The organism is Paracidovorax anthurii (genome assembly GCF_003269065.1).
Classification (GTDB): Bacteria; Pseudomonadota; Gammaproteobacteria; order Burkholderiales; family Burkholderiaceae_C; genus Paracidovorax; species Paracidovorax anthurii.
On record NZ_QLTA01000072.1, the window covers coordinates 1 to 18636 of the forward strand.

The 18636-nt window shown below is 66.0% G+C and carries 17 protein-coding genes and 1 tRNA gene; 8 read left to right on the forward strand and 10 right to left on the reverse strand.

Features of this window, described 5'->3' with window-relative positions:
- The 3 genes from AX018_RS22630 to radC all read right to left on the reverse strand — a co-directional run.
- Nucleotides 1-301: transposase (locus tag AX018_RS22630; RefSeq protein WP_170146326.1), on the reverse strand; the 301-nt coding region annotated here is incomplete at its 3' end.
- Between the two features lie 33 nt (nt 302-334).
- Nucleotides 335-1498, reverse strand: a complete 1164-nt coding sequence (locus AX018_RS22635; protein WP_111882197.1) for an esterase-like activity of phytase family protein — start codon at nt 1496-1498, stop codon at nt 335-337.
- Between the two features lies 1 nt (nt 1499).
- Complete coding sequence (gene radC / locus AX018_RS22640) at nt 1500-2213, reverse strand: RadC family protein (protein ID WP_111882199.1); 714 nt, start codon at nt 2211-2213, stop codon at nt 1500-1502.
- A 105-nt stretch (nt 2214-2318) separates the two neighbouring features.
- Between radC and AX018_RS22645 the strand changes: the two genes are divergently transcribed.
- The 3 genes from AX018_RS22645 (at nt 2319) to AX018_RS22655 (ending at nt 5351) form a co-directional block, all read left to right on the forward strand.
- Nucleotides 2319-2786, forward strand: a complete 468-nt coding sequence (locus tag AX018_RS22645) for an FKBP-type peptidyl-prolyl cis-trans isomerase (protein ID WP_111882202.1) — start codon at nt 2319-2321, stop codon at nt 2784-2786.
- Between the two features lie 4 nt (nt 2787-2790).
- Nucleotides 2791-3789: a 4-hydroxy-3-methylbut-2-enyl diphosphate reductase gene (gene ispH / locus AX018_RS22650; protein ID WP_111882205.1), complete on the forward strand. Its 999-nt coding sequence runs from the start codon at nt 2791-2793 to the stop codon at nt 3787-3789.
- 236 nt (nt 3790-4025) lie between these two features.
- Entirely contained in the window at nt 4026-5351 is a 1326-nt protein-coding gene (locus AX018_RS22655; RefSeq protein ID WP_111882207.1) for a hemolysin family protein, read from the forward strand.
- Between the two features lie 105 nt (nt 5352-5456).
- On the opposite strand, the gene AX018_RS22660 is transcribed toward AX018_RS22655, so the two are convergent.
- The 6 genes from AX018_RS22660 to rpiB are packed head-to-tail and all read right to left on the reverse strand — an operon-like array spanning nt 5457 to nt 11260.
- A complete protein-coding gene (locus AX018_RS22660) occupies nt 5457-6413 on the reverse strand; it encodes a sugar-binding transcriptional regulator (RefSeq protein ID WP_111882210.1) in 957 nt (318 codons plus the stop codon).
- Nucleotides 6414-6433: 20 nt separating this feature from the next.
- Nucleotides 6434-7198 carry an SDR family oxidoreductase gene (locus tag AX018_RS22665; protein WP_111882213.1) on the reverse strand — a complete coding sequence of 255 codons (765 nt, stop codon included), beginning with the start codon at nt 7196-7198 and terminating at the stop codon, nt 6434-6436.
- Between the two features lie 11 nt (nt 7199-7209).
- Entirely contained in the window at nt 7210-8217 is a 1008-nt protein-coding gene (locus AX018_RS22670) for a substrate-binding domain-containing protein (protein ID WP_111882216.1), read from the reverse strand.
- Between the two features lie 52 nt (nt 8218-8269).
- On the reverse strand, nt 8270-9238 hold the full coding sequence (locus AX018_RS22675; protein ID WP_111882219.1) for an ABC transporter permease: 969 nt from the start codon (nt 9236-9238) through the stop codon (nt 8270-8272).
- 37 nt (nt 9239-9275) lie between these two features.
- Nucleotides 9276-10760 (reverse strand): sugar ABC transporter ATP-binding protein, encoded by a 1485-nt coding sequence (locus tag AX018_RS22680; protein WP_111882221.1) that lies wholly within the window; start codon nt 10758-10760, stop codon nt 9276-9278.
- A 29-nt stretch (nt 10761-10789) separates the two neighbouring features.
- Nucleotides 10790-11260 carry a ribose 5-phosphate isomerase B gene (gene rpiB / locus AX018_RS22685; protein WP_111882224.1) on the reverse strand — a complete coding sequence of 157 codons (471 nt, stop codon included), beginning with the start codon at nt 11258-11260 and terminating at the stop codon, nt 10790-10792.
- Between the two features lie 294 nt (nt 11261-11554).
- Between rpiB and dhaL the strand changes: the two genes are divergently transcribed.
- Nucleotides 11555-13330 (forward strand): dihydroxyacetone kinase subunit DhaL, encoded by a 1776-nt coding sequence (gene dhaL, locus AX018_RS22690; protein ID WP_111882227.1) that lies wholly within the window; start codon nt 11555-11557, stop codon nt 13328-13330.
- A 101-nt stretch (nt 13331-13431) separates the two neighbouring features.
- Here the strand turns inward: dhaL and AX018_RS22695 are convergent, their stop codons facing one another.
- Complete coding sequence (locus tag AX018_RS22695) at nt 13432-14106, reverse strand: CBS domain-containing protein (protein WP_111882230.1); 675 nt, start codon at nt 14104-14106, stop codon at nt 13432-13434.
- Nucleotides 14107-14333: 227 nt separating this feature from the next.
- Between AX018_RS22695 and AX018_RS22700 the strand changes: the two genes are divergently transcribed.
- From AX018_RS22700 to AX018_RS22715, 4 genes are all read left to right on the forward strand, one after another.
- Nucleotides 14334-15275, forward strand: coding sequence for a threonine/serine dehydratase (locus tag AX018_RS22700; RefSeq protein WP_111882231.1), 942 nt, complete (start codon nt 14334-14336; stop codon nt 15273-15275).
- A gap of 193 nt (nt 15276-15468) precedes the next feature.
- Complete coding sequence (gene serS / locus AX018_RS22705) at nt 15469-16791, forward strand: serine--tRNA ligase (RefSeq protein ID WP_111882233.1); 1323 nt, start codon at nt 15469-15471, stop codon at nt 16789-16791.
- A 31-nt stretch (nt 16792-16822) separates the two neighbouring features.
- Nucleotides 16823-16912: transfer RNA gene (locus AX018_RS22710), tRNA-Ser, on the forward strand.
- Between the two features lie 77 nt (nt 16913-16989).
- Nucleotides 16990-18303: a phage integrase gene (locus tag AX018_RS22715; RefSeq protein WP_111882236.1), complete on the forward strand. Its 1314-nt coding sequence runs from the start codon at nt 16990-16992 to the stop codon at nt 18301-18303.
- Nucleotides 18304-18636 lie beyond the last annotated feature (333 nt).

The following is an 18636-nucleotide window of genomic DNA, read 5'->3' on the forward strand; positions in this document are numbered from 1 at the left end:
CCCCTGTCTCTCGCGGGCCGCGCCAACCTGATTTTTTTAAAGCCTGCTCCAGCACGCTCACTCCGTGCTGGTCAGGCTCGCTCCACTTGCGCCAGTACGCATAGACGTTGTGCCACTTGGGGAACTGCGGCGGCAGATAGCGCCACTGACAACCCGTGCGAAGCAGGTACAGCACTGCACAGAACACTTCGTACAGATCCAGCTTGATCGGTTTGGTGCTGCGCCGAACGCTGCGCAGCAGCGGCTCGATCTCGGCAAACTTCTCTCTACTGATGTCGCTTGGGTATGGCTTTCTTTTCACCCCAGGATTGTCGGGGGAGATCGTAAACACGCTCTAAGGCGCTGCCTCGACGTATTCCGCCGCGATGAACTGCGTCGTCTGCGCCGGGTTGAAGTTGTCGTCGCTCACGAACACGATCACCCTCCGCCCGCCGGGCAGGGGCGGGCCCCAGGCCATGCCTTCGAGGTTGTCCACATCGGGCAGTTCGGTCACCAGGGTCTTGGCCGCGGGTGCATGGTTGCCGGGCGTGAGCTGCGCGAGGGTGAGCGTGTCGCTCGCGGCGCGGGTGTCGATGCGGTAGAGGCGCGCGGAAAAGCCCGCGCCCGCGCTGTACGCGCGCTCCAGCACGAGGAGATGGTCCGGCCCGTCGGCCAGGATCTCGCTCACGCCGTTGAGCGCCGGGCCCCATGGCAGGCGGCGTGCGCGCGGCACGGCATCGGGTACATAGGCGATCTGCCGCACGGCCTGCCCGCTGCAGAGGTCGATCGCGGTGATGCGCAGCGGGCCGCCCGCTGCCTGCGGCGTGGGCACGGGCCCGTCTTGCTGCCACGCGGCCTCCATCGCGAGCCAGGCGGTGCGGCCGTCGGGTGCAAGGGCCAGGCCTTCGAGCGTGCGGTTGCTGCGCGGGCCTAGCGTGCCGCCGCGCTGCGGCATGAAGCCGGGGGGCAGCGTGAACTGGCGCACGGCTGCGCCGTCGGCAGTGCTCTCGCGCAGGGCAGGGCCGAAGCCGCGGGCGAAATCGCCCTCGCTGGTCCAGAGCAGCGAGCGGCCGCCGGGCAGCCAGCGCACCGCCTCGGGGTCGGGCACCTCCCCGGCCGCCGGGCCCGCGCGGCGCGCATCGAGGGGTGAAGGGAAGGGCTCGCCGCCCGGCTGGCGCAGCGTGAACACGCCCGTGAGCCGGGGCGGCTCCAGCGCGTTGTCACGGTAGTGCAGTCGGGCGGTGTAGAACCGCGCGGGTTGGAGGCTGGAGCGGTCGTCGCTCAGCAGCACCCAGCGGTCTTGCGTGGGGTCGTAGTCGATGCCCGAGATGCCGCCCACCGTGGTGCCGAGGAATTCCATCGCATGGGGCAGGGTGGCCGTGCCGATCAGGCGCAGGCGGGGGAGCGCGCCGGCGGGTGCTTCCGCGATGGCCGGCTGCGGGGCCATGCGGATCGGCGCGCATGCCGTCAGCAGGCTGCCCAGGGCGAAGGCCAGGGCGAGGGTGTACTGGCGTTGCATGCTAGATCAGGCCTTCTTCGGCCATGGAAAGCGAGGCGCCCGGCGCGACGATGATGTGGTCCAGGACGCGGATGTCCACGAGCCGCAGGGCTTCGATGAGAGACCGCGTAAGCACTTCATCCGCCCGGCTTGGCTGCAAGTGTCCGCTCGGGTGGTTGTGGACCAGCACCACGGATGCGGCATGGTGGTGCAGCGCGCGTACGACGACTTCGCGCGGATATACGCTGGCCTGGGACAAGGTGCCGCGAAACATTTCTTCCATGGCGATGAGGCCGTTCTGACTGTCGAGAAACAGCACTGAAAACACCTCATGGGGTTTCGCTCCCTGGTACAGCTGGAGGTACTCGCGCACCGCGCGTGGAGAGGTGAACATCTCGCGCTTGGGCAGTGTCTGGGCGAGTACCCGACGGGCCAGCTCCAGCACCGCCACGAGCGCAGTCCGCTTGGCCGGGCCCAGGCCCTTGATGCGCTTGAGGTCGTGCACATCGGCGTTCAGCAAGCCCCCGATGCCCCCGAATCCGCCGCCCAGCGTTCCCGTGGCGGGATCGGGCATTGCCGGCGAGAGCAGTTCCTGCGCCATCTGCATCACCCCTTTGCCCACGATGCCCGTGCGCAGAAGAATGGCCAGGAGTTCGGTGTCCGAAAGGGCGGCGGGGCCACGGGCCAGCAACCGTTCGCGAGGGAGGGCATCGTTGGTCAGAGTCTTGAGGGCCATGGGGTTGGAGAGAAGGAAGGACAATCGGGCCAGACCTCGGGGCCACAAAGCGTGGCATCGATACTGGGTTTTTATACACTATTTGCCAGCCGACCGGCAGTCCCCATGACCTCCACTGCTTCCTCTTCCGTGCCCACCGTGCAGCCGGGCTCCTTCCTGACCCTGCATTACCGTCTGGCCGGCCCTTCGGGCGACGTCATCAACACCTTCGGCGACAAGCCGGCCACGCTGTCGCTGGGCGCCGGCGAGCTGTCTCCGGCGATGGAGCAGCGCCTGATCGGCCTGCCGGAAGGGGCCCGCACCACGTTCGAGCTGCCCGCGGGCGAGGCCTTCGGCGACCGTAATCCCGAGATGCAGCAGTGGGTGGCCCGCAGGCTTCTGGCCGAGCTGGGCGACCCCGACGAGCAGTACGTGCTGGGCGACGTGGTGCAGTTCCCCACGCCCGACGGCACGGGCAGCTATGCCGGCGTGGTGCTGGAGGTGCGCGAGGACGGCGCGGTGCGCTTCGACTTCAACCACCCGCTGGCGGGCCAGCCCGTGACCTTCGAAGTGCAGCTCATCGGGGTGCTCTGACGCCATGCCCATCCAACCCCAGGAAATCGTCCTTGCCGAGCCGCGCGGCTTCTGCGCGGGCGTGGACCGCGCCATCGAGATCGTGGAGCGCGCGCTGCAGAAGTTCGGCGCGCCCATCTACGTGCGCCACGAGATCGTGCACAACACCTACGTGGTCAACGACCTCAAGACCAAGGGCGCGATCTTCATCGAGGAGCTGGCCGACGTGCCGCCCGGCGCCACGCTGGTCTTCAGCGCCCACGGCGTGAGCAAGGCGGTGCAGGAAGAGGCCCGGGCGCGCGGCTTCAGCATCTTCGACGCCACCTGCCCGCTGGTCACCAAGGTCCATGTGGAGGTGGCCAAGCTCGCGAAGGAGGGCTACGAGTTCATCATGATCGGCCACAAGGGTCACCCCGAGGTCGAGGGCACCATGGGGCAGCTCGATCGCGGCATCCATCTGGTGGAGGACGTCGAGGACGTGGCGCGCGTGCAGCCCGCGCAGACCGCGAAGCTGGCCGTCGTCACGCAGACCACGCTGAGCGTGGACGATGCCGCCGAGATCACCGCCGCCGTGCGGGCGCGCTTTCCGCAGGTGCGCGAGCCCAAGCAGCAGGACATCTGCTACGCCACGCAGAACCGCCAGGATGCGGTGAAGGTGCTGGCCGGGCAGGTGGATCTGGTCATCGTGGTGGGCAGCCCCACCAGTTCCAACAGCAACCGCCTGCGCGAGCTGGCCGCGCGGCTGGGCACCACGGCCTACATGGTGGACAGCGCGGAGGAATTGCGCGCCGAATGGTTCGACGGCGTGGCGCGCGTGGGCCTCACGGCGGGCGCCTCGGCGCCGGAGGTGCTCGTGCGCCAGGTGATCGACCGCATCAAGGCGCTGGGCGCGGTGTCGGTGCGCAAGATGGACGGCATCGAGGAGACGGTGAAATTCCCCCTGCCCAAGGGGCTCAGGATCGACGCGGCCACGGGGCTGGAGATCACGCAGCGCACGCCCGAGACGGGGCCCGGCGCCCATTGACGGGCGTGCCCTGTCGCCTGTGCGCGGGGCGGTTGGCAGGGGATTGCTATTTTATTCGTAGCAAAGTATGTAGAAAAATCGGCGACATGGAGCGGATTTTTGTCCTGAAATGGCCCTGGGGCAGCGTGGCGGCCGCGCCAATGCCCCCACGGCGCAGGGCCCCGAAGCCCCACGGGCTGTAGGACTTCTTACAATTTCAGGTCGATTCACTCTGAGGGAGCCACCACTCCCTGCCTATGGAAATAGCAATACTTTTCGCCCTCATCCTTCTCAATGGCCTTTTTGCCATGTCCGAGCTGGCGCTGGTCTCCGCACGCAAGACCCGGTTGCAGAAGCTGATCGATGAGGGCGATAGCGGGGCCATCGCGGCCATGAAGCTGGGCGAAGACCCCACGCGCTTTCTCTCCACCATCCAGATCGGGATCACCTCGATCGGCGTGCTCAACGGTATCGTCGGCGAGGCGGCCCTTGCCGAGCCGCTCGGCGTCTGGCTGGTGTCGGTGGGCATGCACGAGAAATATGCCGGCTACACCGCCACCGGCCTCGTGGTGGTGCTCATCACCTACTTCTCCATCGTCGTCGGCGAACTCGTGCCCAAGCGCCTGGGCCAGAGCTACCCCGAGACCCTGGCCCGCCTCGTGGCGCGCCCCATCAACTGGCTGGCGCTCGCCACCAAGCCCTTCGTGCGGCTGCTCTCCGTCTCCACCCAGGCCCTGCTGCGCCTGCTGGGCGTGAAGGAGAACACCGCCAGCGCCGTGACCGAGGCCGAGATCCACGCCGTGCTGGCCGAGGGCACGAGCGCGGGCGTGATCGAATCCCACGAGCACCAGATGGTGCGCAACGTGTTTCGCCTGGACGACCGCCAGATCGGCTCGCTCATGGTGCCGCGTGCCGACGTGATCGTGCTCGACGTGGAGGATTCGTTCGAGGAAAACCTCCAGCGCGTGGAGGAGTCCGACCACGCGCGCTTTCCCGTGGTGCGCGGCGGCATGGAGAACGTCCTGGGCGTGCTCAATGCCCGGCAGTGGCTCTCGCGCACGCTGCGCGAGGAGGCGCGCGACCTGGCCGTCCAGCCGCTGCAGACGGCGCTCTACGTGCCCGAGACGATCACCGGCATGGAGTTGCTCGACAATTTCCGCCAGTCCGACCTGCAGATGGCCTTCGTCATCGACGAGTACGGCGAGGTGCAGGGCATCGTCACGCTGCGCGACCTCATCGAGGCGATCACCGGCGAGTTCCATGCGCGCGATCCCGAGACCTCCTGGGCGGTGCAGCGCGAGGACGGCAGCTGGCTGCTCGATGGCCACATTCCGGTGCCCGAGCTGAAGGACCGGCTCGACCTCGACTCCGTGCCCGAGGAGGACCGGGGCCGCTACCACACCCTGAGCGGCATGGTCATGCTGCTGACGGGCAAGCTGCCCAAGGTGACCGACACCGTGCAGTGGGAGGGCTGGCAGTTCGAGGTGGTGGACATGGATGGCAAGACCATCGACAAGGTGCTGGCGAGCCAGGTGCCCGCCGTGTCCATCGCCGAAGCCCCGGGCGCGGTCGCGGTCGACTGAGCGGCCCCCTTCGCTCACGGAAGGCTTGGGTGGCCGGGTGATGCCGGCCGTCAGGCGAGCCGCATGCGAGGGGGTGATAGCGGTAGGGGATTCGCTCGCCGGCAGTCAGCGGAGCGCCGTCATGGCGTCGTCGAGTTGCAGCACCGCCGCGGCATTGCCGGTCGTCGTCGCCAGCGTATCGATGGCCCCCGTGCGCAGGGCCCCCAGGATGGCCGTCACCTTGCTGGTTTCGGCGGCCACCGCGATGACATTGGGAATCCGCTGCAGATCCCCCCGGCTCAGGCCGATGACGCGGCCTTGCATCGGTGTCGGCGCCGGCTTGCCATGGATGTCGATGAAGTCGTAGCCCATCATGTCGCCGACCGTTCCCGCACGCTTCGCCTCGGAAATCTCCTCCGCGGAGAACCATCCCATGCGGGCCATGTTGCTGTCCACGCTGACGTCGCCCACGCCGATGAGCGCGATGTCGGCCCGCCGCGCCTTGTCCAGGGTGTGCCTCACGGTGTCGTTTTCGAGCAGCGCCTTGCGCACCTCCGGGTCGCCGACCAGTGCGGGCGCATAGAGGGATTCGGACTTGCCGCCGAAACGCGCAGCCAGCCGGCGTGCGATGTGGTCCGCGTTCATCGCTTCCCCGCCGCGGTACGAGCCGCCGATCGCGCTCACGAAGTTGCATTCCCGACGCGTGGCGGACATCGCATGCTCGGAGACGGAGGACACGTTGCGCCCCATGCCGACCGCCACGATGCTGCCGTCGAGCAGGATGCGATCGAGCTCGCTCGCCACCAGCCCCGCCAGCAATTCGCGCTGCTTGTCGGCGTCCTTGTGGTCGACCGCGATCAGCGCGCGCTTGATGTCGAATCGCTCGGTCAATTGCTTTTCGAGGTCGGCCGATACCACCGAATGCGGCCGGACGCGGATCTCGACGATTCCCTCTTCCTGGGCCTTGCGCAGCAATCGACCGACGGTTGCGCGCGAGATGCCGAACTCCTTCGACAACTGGTCTTGCGTGCATCCGTCCACGTAGTACAGCGTTGCCAGTCGCGTCAGGTCGCTTTCAGTCATGGGTCGTTCGTGGGGTCCAGCTATTGGATGGTGTAGCCGCCATCAATGATCAGATTCTCGCCCGTGATCATGCCAGCATGGCCGCTGACCAGGTACAGGATCGCGGCCGCGATCTCGGCCGGCTGCGCGAAGCGCCCCGCCGGGATCTTCTTCTTCATGGCCTCTCCGACGTCGCCGGCCCAGGCCTTCTTGCCCAGCTCCGTTTCGACCACGGTGGGCGAGACCGCATTCACGGTGATCCCCAGGGGGGCCCACTCGACGGCCAGGACCTGGGTCATGGAGACCAGGGCCGCCTTGCTCGCGCAGTAGGCCACGTGCCGCTCCAGGGCGATCACGCTGGCCTGCGAGGCGAGATTGACGATGCGCCCGCCGCCTTCCTGGTCCTTCATCACGGCGGCGGCGGCCTGCGCCAGGAAGAACGGCGCCTTGAGGTTGATCGCCATGGTCTTGTCCCAGTCGGATTCCTTCACCGCGTCGGCCCGGTCGAGCAACGCCACGCCGGCGTTGTTGACCAGGATGTCGAGGCGCAAGAAGCGTGCGACCGCGCGGGCCACGGCGGCGCCCAGCTGAGCGACGTCGGCCACATTGCAGACCATCCCGAGATGCTGCCCGGGCAGCCGCTGCGCCACGGCATGCACGTTCTCGCTGATATCCAGCAGCGCCAGGTGCGCGCCGCGCTCGGCGAACAGCTCGGCAACCGCCAAGCCGATCCCCGAGGCGCCGCCGGTGATCAGGGCCACCTGGCCGGAAAGATCGAAGGCTTGTTCAAAGGGCGAAGACGACATGGCGATCCTTCTCACTTGCTGCGCTTGGCCAGGAGTGCATCCGCGTTCTGCAGCGTGATGGGCGTCCAGGGCACGTTGTACTGCTTGGCCGTTCCGTCGCCCCAGCCCAGGCCCGCGCCCGCATAGTCGGTCCACAGCGATGCGCGGGGCTTGTAGCTTGCCCCCACCATGTGGCGCAACAGCACATCCAGCGCGCCTTGCGCCTGGCCCTGCGCATCCTGAAGAATGCTCACCATGTCGCCGGCCTTCACGGCCTTGATCGCATCGGTCACGCCGTCGATGCCTGCCACGGGAATGGATTTCGGGGATAGCCCCTTGGCCTTGACCGCCTCGATCGCGCCCAGGGCCATCTCGTCGTTCTGTCCGATGATCCCGTTGATCTTGCCCGGGTGCGCCGTGAGCCAGTTCTCCATCAGCGACAGCGCTTCGGCGCGCGACCAGTTGGCCGTCTTCATCTCCAGGACCTTCACGTCCTTGTACTTGGCGAGCGCGGCCTGGTTGCCCTTGCGCCGCTCGATCTGCGCCGACTGCCCGATGGGCCCTTCGATGATCACCACGTTGCCCTTGCCGCCCATGGCCTTGATCACCGCCTCGGCTTCCATTTCGCCGGCCACCGCGTCGTCGGACCCGACATAGGAGGCCAGCTTGCTGCTGTTGACGCGGGTGTTGGAGCCGACCACGGGGATCTTGGCCGCCGATGCCTTGTCGACCGCGTCGGCGCCCGCCTGGATGTCGATGGGCACGAACAGGATGCCGTCGAATTTCTGCGTGATCATCGTGTCGAACTGGTTGTTCTGGGTCAGCGCGTCGTACTTGCCGTCGAAGATGGTGAGCTTGACGGTGCCGTCCTTGACAGCCGGGTGCTCTTTCAGCGCATTGGCCCACAGCTGCATGAACTCCCCCTTGAGGCCGTAGACGGCCGCTCCCACCTTGTAGGTTTTCTGCTGGGCCGCCGCGAACTGCGGTGCCGCCAGAGCCGCCACGGCGGCGCAGGCAGCGATGAGCTTGAGGAATCGCATGGCACTGTCTCCTGTTGGGATTTGACGTTGGGAGTGGAAGCGGGGCCGGGGATCAGCTTCGCTTCTTGCGCGAGACATCGAGCAGCACGGCTGCCACGATGATTGCACCCTTGATGACCTGCTGGTAGTACGAAGACACGCCGAGCAGGTCCAATCCGTTGTTGATCACGCCGATGATCAGCGCGCCGACCAGCGTGCCCGTCAGCGACCCCACGCCCCCGCTGAGCGACGTTCCGCCGATGACCACGGCGGCGATGGCGTCGAGTTCGTAGGCGACGCCCGCCTGCGGCAGCGCGGAGGTCGTGCGCGCGGCCAGGATCAGCCCGGCCAGCGCGGACAGCGCGCCCGAGATTACGTACACCGTGAAGATCACCCGGCCCGTGTTGATGCCGCTGGTCTTCGCGCTCTTTTCATTGCCGCCGACCGCATAGACCGCGCGTCCGAAGGTCGTGTATTTGAGGATGAACCAGAACACCAGGAACGTGACCGCCAGGATGACGACCGGGACCGGGATGCCGGCGACCATCCCCTGCCCGATGTAGCGAAAGCCCGCCGACAGCGCGGCGATCGGCATGCCGTCGTTGTAGATGAAGGTCAACCCCCGGGCCACGCTGAGCATGCCCAGCGTCACGACGAAGGGCGCGACGGACAGGCCCGCGATCAGGCCGCCGTTGACCGCCCCGAGCACGGCGCCGACGGCCAGGCCGGCCGCGATGCCCACCATCGGGTGGGACGGGGATTCGCCGGTCACCAGGCTGGCCGCCACGATGCCCGAGACCGCCAGCAGCGACCCCACCGACAGGTCGATGCCTTTGGTCAGGATGACGTAGGTCATCCCGATCGCGAGGATCCCGTTGATGGAGGTCTGGCGCAGCACGTTGACCCAGTTCCCCCAGGTGAGGAAGTTCTCGTTGGCCAGACTGAGCACGGCACACAGCACGATGAACGCCAGCACGATGCCGTAGTCGGCCAGGAGATGGCGCCAGCGCAGGTGCGAGGCAGGTGCCGGGGCAGTGGACATGGCGGTAGTCTTCGGAACGGTTGGGGTCTGCATGGGATCAGGAGGCAAGGTGCAGGAGTTCCTCCTGCGTCGCGGAATGGCCGTCGATCACCTCGGTGAGCCGGCCCTTGCGGAAGATGGCGATGCGGTCGCTCACGTCCAGGACCTCCGGCGCCTCGGACGACACCACGATCACGGCATTGCCCTGTTCGGCGAACGAGGCCAGGAAGGCATACACCTCCCGTTTGGCGCCTTCATCGATGCCGCGGGTCGGCTCGTCGCACAGCAGGCAGATGGGGTTCGTGGCCACGCAGCGCGCCAGCACCACCTTCTGCTGATTGCCGCCACTCAGTCCCGAGACCGGCATCGCGGGGCTGGCCAGCTTGATGCGCATGCGCTGCAGCAGATCATTCACCAGCGAGCGCTCGGCCGCCCGATCGACCACCGACGCCCTCTGCAGGCCCGGCAGTGCGGACAGGCTGGTGTTGAAGCTGACCGACGAGCTGAGAACGAGGCCGCTGGCCTTGCGATCTTCGGTCACGAGCGACAGCCCCGCCTTGATCGATGCCGCCGGGTTCCCCTTGGGCAGGGGGCGGTCGCGCAATCGTGCCTCGCCCCGGTCCGCGCGCGTGAGCCCGTACAGGCAATTGAGGAATTCGCTGCGGCCCGAGCCCATCAGGCCGTAGATGCCGAGCACCTCGCCGGGCGCGACGTTCAGGCTGATGTCTTCGAATTCGCCCTTGCGCGTGAGCCCGGCCACCGACACCAGGGCTTTCGTTGGAGCCGGTGGCTTGCGCTTCTTTTCCGCAATGCGGACCTCCTGGCCGACGATGAGCTTCACGAGCTGTCGCCGGTCGATGTCGGCGAGCTGGCCTGACTGAACGAAGCCGCCATCGCGGAACACGGTGTAGCTGTCCGCGATCGTGAATATCTCGGACAGGCGGTGTGATACGTAGAGCACCCCGGCCCCCTGCGTGGTCACGCGGCGGATCGCCTCGAAGAGGATGGCCGTCTCGCTCTCGCCGATGGCCGACGTGGGCTCGTCCATGATGAGGATGTCGCTTTGCCGGCTGAATGCCTTGGCGATCTCCACCAGCTGGGTCTGCGCAAGGCTCAGGCGCCCCATCTGCATGCGTGGGTCGATGTCGAAGCCCAATTGCCTGAGCTGCGCATCCGCCATCTCGAACAGCGCGCGGTAGTTGATCACCAGGCCGGCGAACTTCGGCTCGCGGCCCAGGAAGATGTTCTCGGCCACGCTCATGCCCGGGATCGGCGACAGCTCCTGCGTGATGATCGAGATGCGCTGGGACAGCGCCTCGTGCGGCGCGGCGAAGTCCACCGGCTGCCCCTTGAGCAGGATCTCCCCGGCATCGCGCCGCAGGATGCCCATCACGATGTTCAGGAACGTCGATTTGCCGGCGCCGTTGCCACCGCACAAGGCGTGGACACTGCCGGCATGCAGTTCGAGGCAGCCGTTGCGCAGCGCGGGGACGCCCCCGAAATGCTTGGCGATGCCCTTGGCTTGGAGCAGCGGTGTGTTCATGGCAGCCACCTGTGGTCGCAAGGCCCTGGTCAGGCGTCCGGTTCGCGCGGGGGCGACGCCTGCGAGCGCTCGTAGTCGGTGATGGCATCGATCTTCAGGGCAGATCGGCCGCCATCGAATGTCGCCCCGAGGAATCTGTCGACGATGGCTTTCGCCAGCTCCACGCCGATCACACGCGATCCTAGCGTGATGATCTGCGCATCGTTGCTGCGGCTGGCGCGTTCGGCCGAATAGGTGTCGTGGGCTTGCGCGGCGCGAATGCCGGCCACCTTGTTGGCGGAGATCGCCATGCCGATGCCGGTGCCGCACAGCAGTATGCCCCGCTCGTGCTGCCCTTGAACGATCGCCTCTGCCACGGCGATCCCGATGTTCGGATAGAGCACCGGCTGGTTGTCGTGGGTCCCGAAGTCCGTTATCTCATGCCCTTGCGCCAGCAAGTGCTGCTTCACGGCGTTCTTCAGATCGCAGGCTGCTTCGTCGCAACCGATGGCAATGTTCATGGCATCCTCGACAATGCAAATGATCTTTAAATGATCTTTTGATCAATGTGATGGTGAGAGTATTTTCATTGAATGATCAAATGTCAAACATGGGTTCAAAGCAATCAAGGTCTGAAAGCAGGGTAAGTTGTTGATTTCAAATGATTGCATGGTTGTGATTGGTGTTTTCACCTAGAGGTGTTGATGTCGATCGCGATTGACAGGTTTTTCGATCGTTGTTGAAAATGACCACAAAGTGAGCATGCGATCTCTGCCATCGGGGGTCCATAGCGGCACATCGATGGAGACACTCGCATGACGACGACGAATCGCGTGATCAATGACCCCAACCTGGTGGTCGAGGACATGCTTCAAGGATGGCTGGCCGCGCATGCCGATACGCTGGGCATCGGCGCAGGCAATGCGCGGGTCGTACGCCGGCTGGCCGCGCCGCAGAAGGGCAAGGTGGGCATCGTCACGGGAGGCGGATCGGGGCACGAGCCGGCCTTCCTCGGCTACGTCGGCGAGGGTTTGTGCGACGCCGTGGCCGTCGGCGAGATCTTTTCCTCGCCCACGGCCAAGAGCTTCCATGACGCCATGCATGCCGCCGATGGCGGTGCGGGCGTGGCCTGCCTGTACGGGAACTACGCCGGCGACAACATGAACGTCAAGATGGCCATGCAGATGGCAGCGCGTGACGGCATCGTCGTCAAGACCGTGGTCGCCAACGATGACGTGCCGTCCGCGCCCAAGGGCGACGAGGCCAAGCGCCGCGGGGTGGCTGGCGAGATCCTGATGTGGAAGGTCGGCGGCGCCAAGGCCGCGATGGGTGCCAGCCTCGACGAGGTCATCGCCGTCGCCCAGCGCGCCATCGACAACACGCGCAGCATCGGAATCGGCCTGTCGGCCTGCGCGATTCCCGCGGTCGGCAAAGCCAATTTCCATATCGAACACGGCACGATGGAGGTGGGCATCGGCCACCATGGCGAACCGGGCATCGACGTGCGCCGCACCGCCACGGCGGCCGAGATGGCCGAACTGATGCTGGGTGTGGTCCTGCCGGACCTGCCCATCGTCCCGGGTGACCGGGTGGCCGTCCTGTTGTCCGGTCTTGGTGGCACGCCCCGGATGGAGCAGTACATCCTCTACGGCGAAGTCGCCCGGCGCCTGCGCGAACGCGGCATCCCGGTGGCCTTCAACCGGGTGGGCAACCTGTTCACGTCGCTGGAGATGATGGGTGTCACGCTCACGTTGATGAAGCTCGACGACGAACTCGAAGCCTGCCTGAAGGCGCCCTGCCAGTCCGTGGGCCTCACCGTGGTGGGCGAGCGCTCCGCCACGGCCTATGCCAACGAGCAGCGACGGGAACTCCCGGTGCAATCCGATGCCCCCGTGCCGAGATCACCCGCCAGGGCTGTGCAGCAGCGCGCCTGCGCGGGCCCCTCCATTGCCCTCGACAGCGCGGGAGGCATGGTGCGCGACCTGATCGCGACCATCGTCAGCAACCGTGAGTTCTTGAGCGAGATCGATGGCCTCATCGGTGACGGCGACCATGGCGTCAACATGGCCAAGGGCTTCTCCGGTTGCGGCGCGCGGCTGGACGCGATGGGCGAGTACCAGGCCGCGAGGCTGCCGGTAGCGCTGGAGCAACTGTCCCAGGCCCTGATGGACGATATCGGGGGCTCCATGGGGCCGCTGTACGGCAATTTCTTCCTGGCCTTTGCCAACACGCTCGCACCGCACACCCGGCTGGATGCTGCCCTGTTCGGCGAGGCCTTGGCCCATGCCGTCGCCAGCGTGCGAGACATGGGCAACGCCCAGGTGGGCGACAAGTCCCTCATCGACACGCTGGTCCCCGCCCTGGATGCCTACGAGCAGTCCCTCCGGTCCGGCGCCGGTTTCTCCGAGGCCCTGCAGGCGATGAGCGCTGCCGCCGAAGCGGGCAAGGAGTCCACAAGAAACCTGCAGGCCCGTATCGGCCGCTCTGCCCGCCTGGGGCCCCGCTCGGTGGGCGTTCTCGATGCAGGCGCCACATCGTGCTGGCTGATCCTGCGCAGGATGGCGCAATCCCTTCAGGACCAGTTGGCCTGACGCCAGTCCCCTCGGGCCGTGCCTTTTCCTCCGGCATTGCAGCACCGTGGCGCCACCACCTGCGTATGCTGCGCCGGGAGGGATGAGCGCGGGTGTAGGACTCAGCTCCAGAGGTCCAGCGGCGGGTCTGCTGCCACGGCGCGCAGGATGTCGGTGCGTGAGATGAAGCCCGCCAGCGTGCCGAACTCGTCCGTCACCGGCAGGCCGGGCAGGCCGGTGTCCAGCAGCACGCCGGCCACGCGGCGCAGATCGGTATCGGGCGCCACCGTGGGGATCGGGCTGACCATGACCTCGGCCACCGGCCGGCGCGCGAGATCGATCGCCGCCTTCACGCTGCCCGGTTCGGGCAGCAGGTCCAGCGGGGCCATGTCGGCGCGCAGCAGCAGGCCGATCACGCGGCCCTGCGCATCCACCACGGGGGCCTGGGAGACGCGGTACTCGGCCAGCGTCTGCCACGCATCGTTCACGCGGATGTCCGGCGGCACCGACAGCGATCCGCTGGTCATCACGTCGCGCACCCGCGTGAGGGGCTGGCGGGCCTGCTGCGGGCCATGCTCGGTCTGTGCGTAGGCACTCACGGCCACCTGCGTGCGCAGGTTCACCGGCGCGGCGGTAGAAGAGGGCGCGGGCGGCGGCGTGGTATCGGGCGCCGGCAGGTCCGGGCCCCGCGTGCGCAGCGCCTGCGGGCGCTGCACGCGGCGCACCGGCGACACCTGGGCCAATGACTCGGGGCCGCCACGGTACATCTGCCCCGAGGGGCCGAACACGAAGAACATTGCGCCTGTCTCCTGCAGAGGGCCGCAGGCCGCGGCCCTGGACATGTTATCGGCAGCTGGCCGGCGGTCTGCAACAGTCGGTTGTCGACGGGAGCTTTCCTGGCGGCTGGTGGGGGGCATGGCGCCCTCCGCTGAATAAACTGCCGGGGTGTGCCTGCATGTCGGGCCCTCGTGCCGGCGCCGGTCGTGGAGGCCACGCCGACCGTTCCACCGATTTTTTTTCTTCCATGATCGATCGCTCTGCCATTTCCTCGGCCCGGCGGTGCCTGGCGGCCCATCCGGATTTTTTGCGAACCACGCCGCTAATGCGCCTGTCGGGGCGCTCGCTCGGTATCGACTGCGCCGAAATCTGGCTCAAGCTGGAGCACCTGCAGGTGGGAGGCAGCTTCAAGGCCCGGGGAATGCTGTACCGCCTGCTGGCGAACACGGTGCCCGGCAGCGGCGTGATCGTGGCCTCCGGCGGCAATGCCGGCATTGCCACGGCCGCAGCGGCGCTATCGCTGGGCGTGCCCTGCGAGGTGTACTTGCCCGAGGTGTCGCCCGAGGCCAAGCGTGCGCGCCTGCGCTCGCTCGGCGCCCGCGTGGTGGTGGTGGGCGCCACCTACGCCGAGGCGCTCCAGGCCTGCCTGGCGCGTCAGCGCGAGACGGGTGCCCTGCTCACGCATGCATACGACCAGCCCGAGGTGGCGGCCGGCGCAGGCACCTTGGCGCTGGAGGTGGAGGAACAGGCGCACCGCCTGCCCGACAGCATGCTCGTGAGCGTGGGCGGTGGCGGCCTGATCGCCGGCGTGGCCGCATGGTGCGAGGGCCGTGCGCGCGTGATCGCGCTGGAGCCCGCGCGCGCGCCCACGCTCCACGGTGCCCGCGTGGCCGGCGGGCCGGTCGATGTGGAGGTGGGAGGCATCGCTGCCGATTCGCTGGGCGCCCGGCGCATTGGCGACATCGCCTGGCAGGTGGCGCAGCGCCATGTCCAGGATGCGCTACTGCTATCCGACGAGGCGATCCGCAGCGCGCAGCAGTGGCTCTGGCATGAACTGAAGCTGGCCGTGGAGCCTGCCGCGGCGCTGGGCATCGCGGCGCTGCAAAGCGGCGTCTACCGGCCCCGGCCGGACGAGACGGTGGGGCTGATCCTGTGCGGGGCCAACTGCGATCCGGCCACGGTGGCTTGAGGCCCCGGCCTCAGGACGGTCCGCACGCGGGAGCGCTGCTGTCGCAGTGGGCCATCCAGCCGACGCCGAACCTGTCCACCAGCGTGCCGAAGCGCGCGCCCCGGAATTGCGGGTGCGGCCCATCCTGAATCGGCCGTGCGATGGAGATGAATGCCCGATAACCCGCAGAGGGTGATCGGTAAAATCGAAGGCTATGCTCGATATCCTCCTCCTTCGCAAAGACCTCGATTCCGCCATCGCGCGGCTGGAAACCCGCAAGAAGCCCCAGGCGTTCCTGGACGTGGCAGCCTTCCAGTCCCTGGAGTCCGAGCGCAAGACGCTGCAAACGCGCACCGAGGAGTTGCAGGCCCGCCGCAACCAGCTCTCCAAGCAAATCGGCCAGCTCAAGGCCAAGGGCGAAAATGCCGATGCTGTGATGGCCGAGGTGGGCAGCCTCAAGGGCGAACTCGAAACCTCCGCAGAGCGACTGGAGCAGATCCAGGCCGAGCTGCACGCGCTGCTGGTGGCCGTGCCCAACCTTCCGCACGAGAGCGTGCCCGTGGGGGCAGACGAGTCCGGCAACGTCGAAGTGCGCCGCTGGAGCCCCGATGGTCAGGCGCCACGGGCGTTTGATTTTCCCGCGAAAGACCATGTGGATCTTGGCGAGCCCCTGGGTCTGGATTTCGACATGGGCGTGAAGCTTTCCGGCTCGCGCTTCACGGTCATGAAAGGCCCCATCGCGCGCCTGCACCGGGCCCTGGCGCAGTTCATGCTCGACGTGCAGACGCAGGAGCATGGCTATACCGAGTGCTATGTGCCCTATGCCGTCAATGCCGACTCGCTCAAGGGCACGGGGCAACTGCCCAAGTTCGAGGGAGACCTGTTTGCTGCGAAAAAAGGCGGCCAGGAGGGCGAGCCCGTGCCTGACAACGCGGCGCTATATCTGATCCCCACGAGCGAGGTGCCTTTGACCAACTTCGTGCGCGATCAGGTCGTGGCGGAGGCCACTTTGCCGATCCGGCTCACGGCCCATACGCCGTGCTTCCGCTCCGAGGCTGGCAGCTATGGCCGCGACACGCGCGGCATGATCCGCCAGCACCAGTTCGACAAGGTCGAAATGGTGCAGATCGCGCACCCCGAGAAGAGTTATGAGGCCCTTGAGGAGATGACCCGCCACGCCGAGGCCGTGCTGCAGAAGCTCGGCCTGCCATACCGCGTGGTCGCGCTCTGCACGGGCGACATGGGCTTCGGCGCGGCCAAGACCTATGACCTGGAAGTCTGGCTGCCCGCGCAGAACACCTACCGCGAGATCAGTTCGGTGAGCAACTGCGAGGCTTTCCAGGCCCGCCGCCTGCAGGCCCGCTTCAAGAACGCGCAAGGCAAGAACGAGCTGCTGCACACCTTGAACGGCTCGGGCCTGGCCGTGGGCCGCACGCTGGTGGCGGTGCTGGAGAACTACCAGAATGCCGATGGCAGCGTGACCGTTCCCGAGGCGCTTCGCGCTTACCTGGGCGGCCTGAGTGTTTTGGCACCCTGAGTTCCTGCTAGAATGCCAGCTTCGACACACAGGAGAGGTGGCAGAGTGGTCGAATGTACCTGACTCGAAATCAGGCGTAGTGGCAACACTACCGTGGGTTCGAATCCCACCCTCTCCGCCAAAATGGAAAAAGCCTTGTAAATCAACGATTTACAAGGCTTTTTGCTTTGAAGGTGGTAGCAAATTTGGTAGCAATCCATGCTCAATTTGCCCATCTACCTGCTCGGTTCCAGCTACTACCTGCACACCCGCATCAACGGCCAGCAGGTCAAGCGCTCATTGCGCACCAGCTACAAGCGCGTGGCTATCATTCGTGCAATTGCCCTGTTGAACACGATGCACAAAAAGCCCGACCTCAGCGAACTCAGCCCCTACGAGATGGACGTATCCAAGGGCATCTTCAAAGCCGAAGGAGACGAAGACCACAAGCGGATGATGGAAGCCATCCAGGCCCTCAAAGCGTTGCACGCAGGCCAGCCAGCGCCTACGCTGGCGCAGGCTCCGACAGCCCCGCCCGCAGACGACCCCACCGCCTTGAAGCTGGGCGAACTGCTGGAAAAATTCCTCTTGCTCAAATCCGTCAGGCAGGCCACGGCCGACTCGTACAGGAACACCACCACCGAGCTGGCCAAGTTCCTCAAAAACCCGCCCATCACCCGCATCACGCCCAGCGACCTCACGCGCTACCAAGAGCATTTGGCGAAGAAGGGCAACGGGGTGCGCACCATCGACAACAAGATTTCCACCATTCGGGCGCTGTACAACTTCGGCAAAAAACAGGGCTACACGCGCGGCGACAATCCCGCCGAGAACCGCGCCTTGCTGACCAAGAAGCAGCGTTTGCAAGGCGGCTGGGCCACGTTCGAAACCGATGAAATCGCGCTTTTGCTCGGTAGCGACTTCTTCCGCGAGCAGCGCCAGAAGGACCCGAACTACGCCAATGCCGTGCTGCTGGGCCTGTTCACGGCCTGCCGGGTGGGTGAGATCACCGCCCTGAAAAAAGGCCAGTTCAAGCGCAGCCGCAAGGGCGTGCCCTATATCGCCATCCGCGACAGCAAGACACAAGCCGGCATCCGCGAGGTGCCGCTACACCCCTATGTCTATGCGCAGATTGCGCCCAAGCTGGACACGCTGGTGAACGTCGAAGACAAGCTCTTCAAGTACCAGGAGCGCGACGGCAAAGGCACCGGCAACGCGGTCGGGAAGATGTTCGCCCGCAACTTGGAGAGCGCCCGGATTTCGCGGGACAAGCTCGTGTTCCACAGCCTGCGCAAGTACGTGAACAACGAACTCATGCAGAACAATGTCAGCTTGGAACACCGCTGCCAGTTCGCCGGGCACGAAATCGACAATGTGAACGTGGCCGTATACACCAAGGTCATCGGCATCGACGAACTGGCCGCATCGGTCTTCCCCACGCTGGACCTGATTGCCCAGACCGTCCAGAAAGCCACCGACCCCATGGCGGGCATCGAGATTGGAGACCTCATCGACCCGGACACCCTGATGTAGTCGTCAGTAGCCAGGAATGCCCTAGTCGAATTCGGGAGGGGCATTGAGCGCCTGTGAAATCCTCCGACTTCACAAGACTGAATATCGTGACTTTTTAATTTATAAAGCGCAGAATGGCTGGGCCGGGCTCTCGAGGGCAGCGGAACGCTCGTGATTAGGGCAAAGTTCGATATATTCTTACATTGAATAAATAAATCAAAGGAGTCTCTATGGCATTTAGCATTACTGGACACGTTACCGTTGAATACGTGATGCCTGCGGAGGAAAAGGAGGAAAAGGAGGAAAAGGAGGAAAAGGAGGAAAAGGAGGAAAAGGAGGAAAAGGAGGAAAAGG

Bases quoted from the DNA above. Each gene is read 5' to 3' on its own strand.
- AX018_RS22635 (WP_111882197.1), bottom strand. From the start codon at position 1,498: ATGCAACGCCAGTACACCCTCGCCCTGGCCTTCGCCCTGGGCAGCCTG.
- radC (WP_111882199.1), bottom strand. From the start codon at position 2,213: ATGGCCCTCAAGACTCTGACCAACGATGCCCTCCCTCGCGAACGGTTG.
- AX018_RS22645 (WP_111882202.1), top strand. From the start codon at position 2,319: ATGACCTCCACTGCTTCCTCTTCCGTGCCCACCGTGCAGCCGGGCTCC.
- ispH (WP_111882205.1), top strand. From the start codon at position 2,791: ATGCCCATCCAACCCCAGGAAATCGTCCTTGCCGAGCCGCGCGGCTTC.
- AX018_RS22655 (WP_111882207.1), top strand. From the start codon at position 4,026: ATGGAAATAGCAATACTTTTCGCCCTCATCCTTCTCAATGGCCTTTTT.
- AX018_RS22660 (WP_111882210.1), bottom strand. From the start codon at position 6,413: ATGACTGAAAGCGACCTGACGCGACTGGCAACGCTGTACTACGTGGAC.
- AX018_RS22665 (WP_111882213.1), bottom strand. From the start codon at position 7,198: ATGTCGTCTTCGCCCTTTGAACAAGCCTTCGATCTTTCCGGCCAGGTG.
- AX018_RS22670 (WP_111882216.1), bottom strand. From the start codon at position 8,217: ATGCGATTCCTCAAGCTCATCGCTGCCTGCGCCGCCGTGGCGGCTCTG.
- AX018_RS22675 (WP_111882219.1), bottom strand. From the start codon at position 9,238: ATGTCCACTGCCCCGGCACCTGCCTCGCACCTGCGCTGGCGCCATCTC.
- AX018_RS22680 (WP_111882221.1), bottom strand. From the start codon at position 10,760: ATGAACACACCGCTGCTCCAAGCCAAGGGCATCGCCAAGCATTTCGGG.
- rpiB (WP_111882224.1), bottom strand. From the start codon at position 11,260: ATGAACATTGCCATCGGTTGCGACGAAGCAGCCTGCGATCTGAAGAAC.
- dhaL (WP_111882227.1), top strand. From the start codon at position 11,555: ATGACGACGACGAATCGCGTGATCAATGACCCCAACCTGGTGGTCGAG.
- AX018_RS22695 (WP_111882230.1), bottom strand. From the start codon at position 14,106: ATGTTCTTCGTGTTCGGCCCCTCGGGGCAGATGTACCGTGGCGGCCCC.
- AX018_RS22700 (WP_111882231.1), top strand. From the start codon at position 14,334: ATGATCGATCGCTCTGCCATTTCCTCGGCCCGGCGGTGCCTGGCGGCC.
- serS (WP_111882233.1), top strand. From the start codon at position 15,469: ATGCTCGATATCCTCCTCCTTCGCAAAGACCTCGATTCCGCCATCGCG.
- AX018_RS22715 (WP_111882236.1), top strand. From the start codon at position 16,990: ATGCTCAATTTGCCCATCTACCTGCTCGGTTCCAGCTACTACCTGCAC.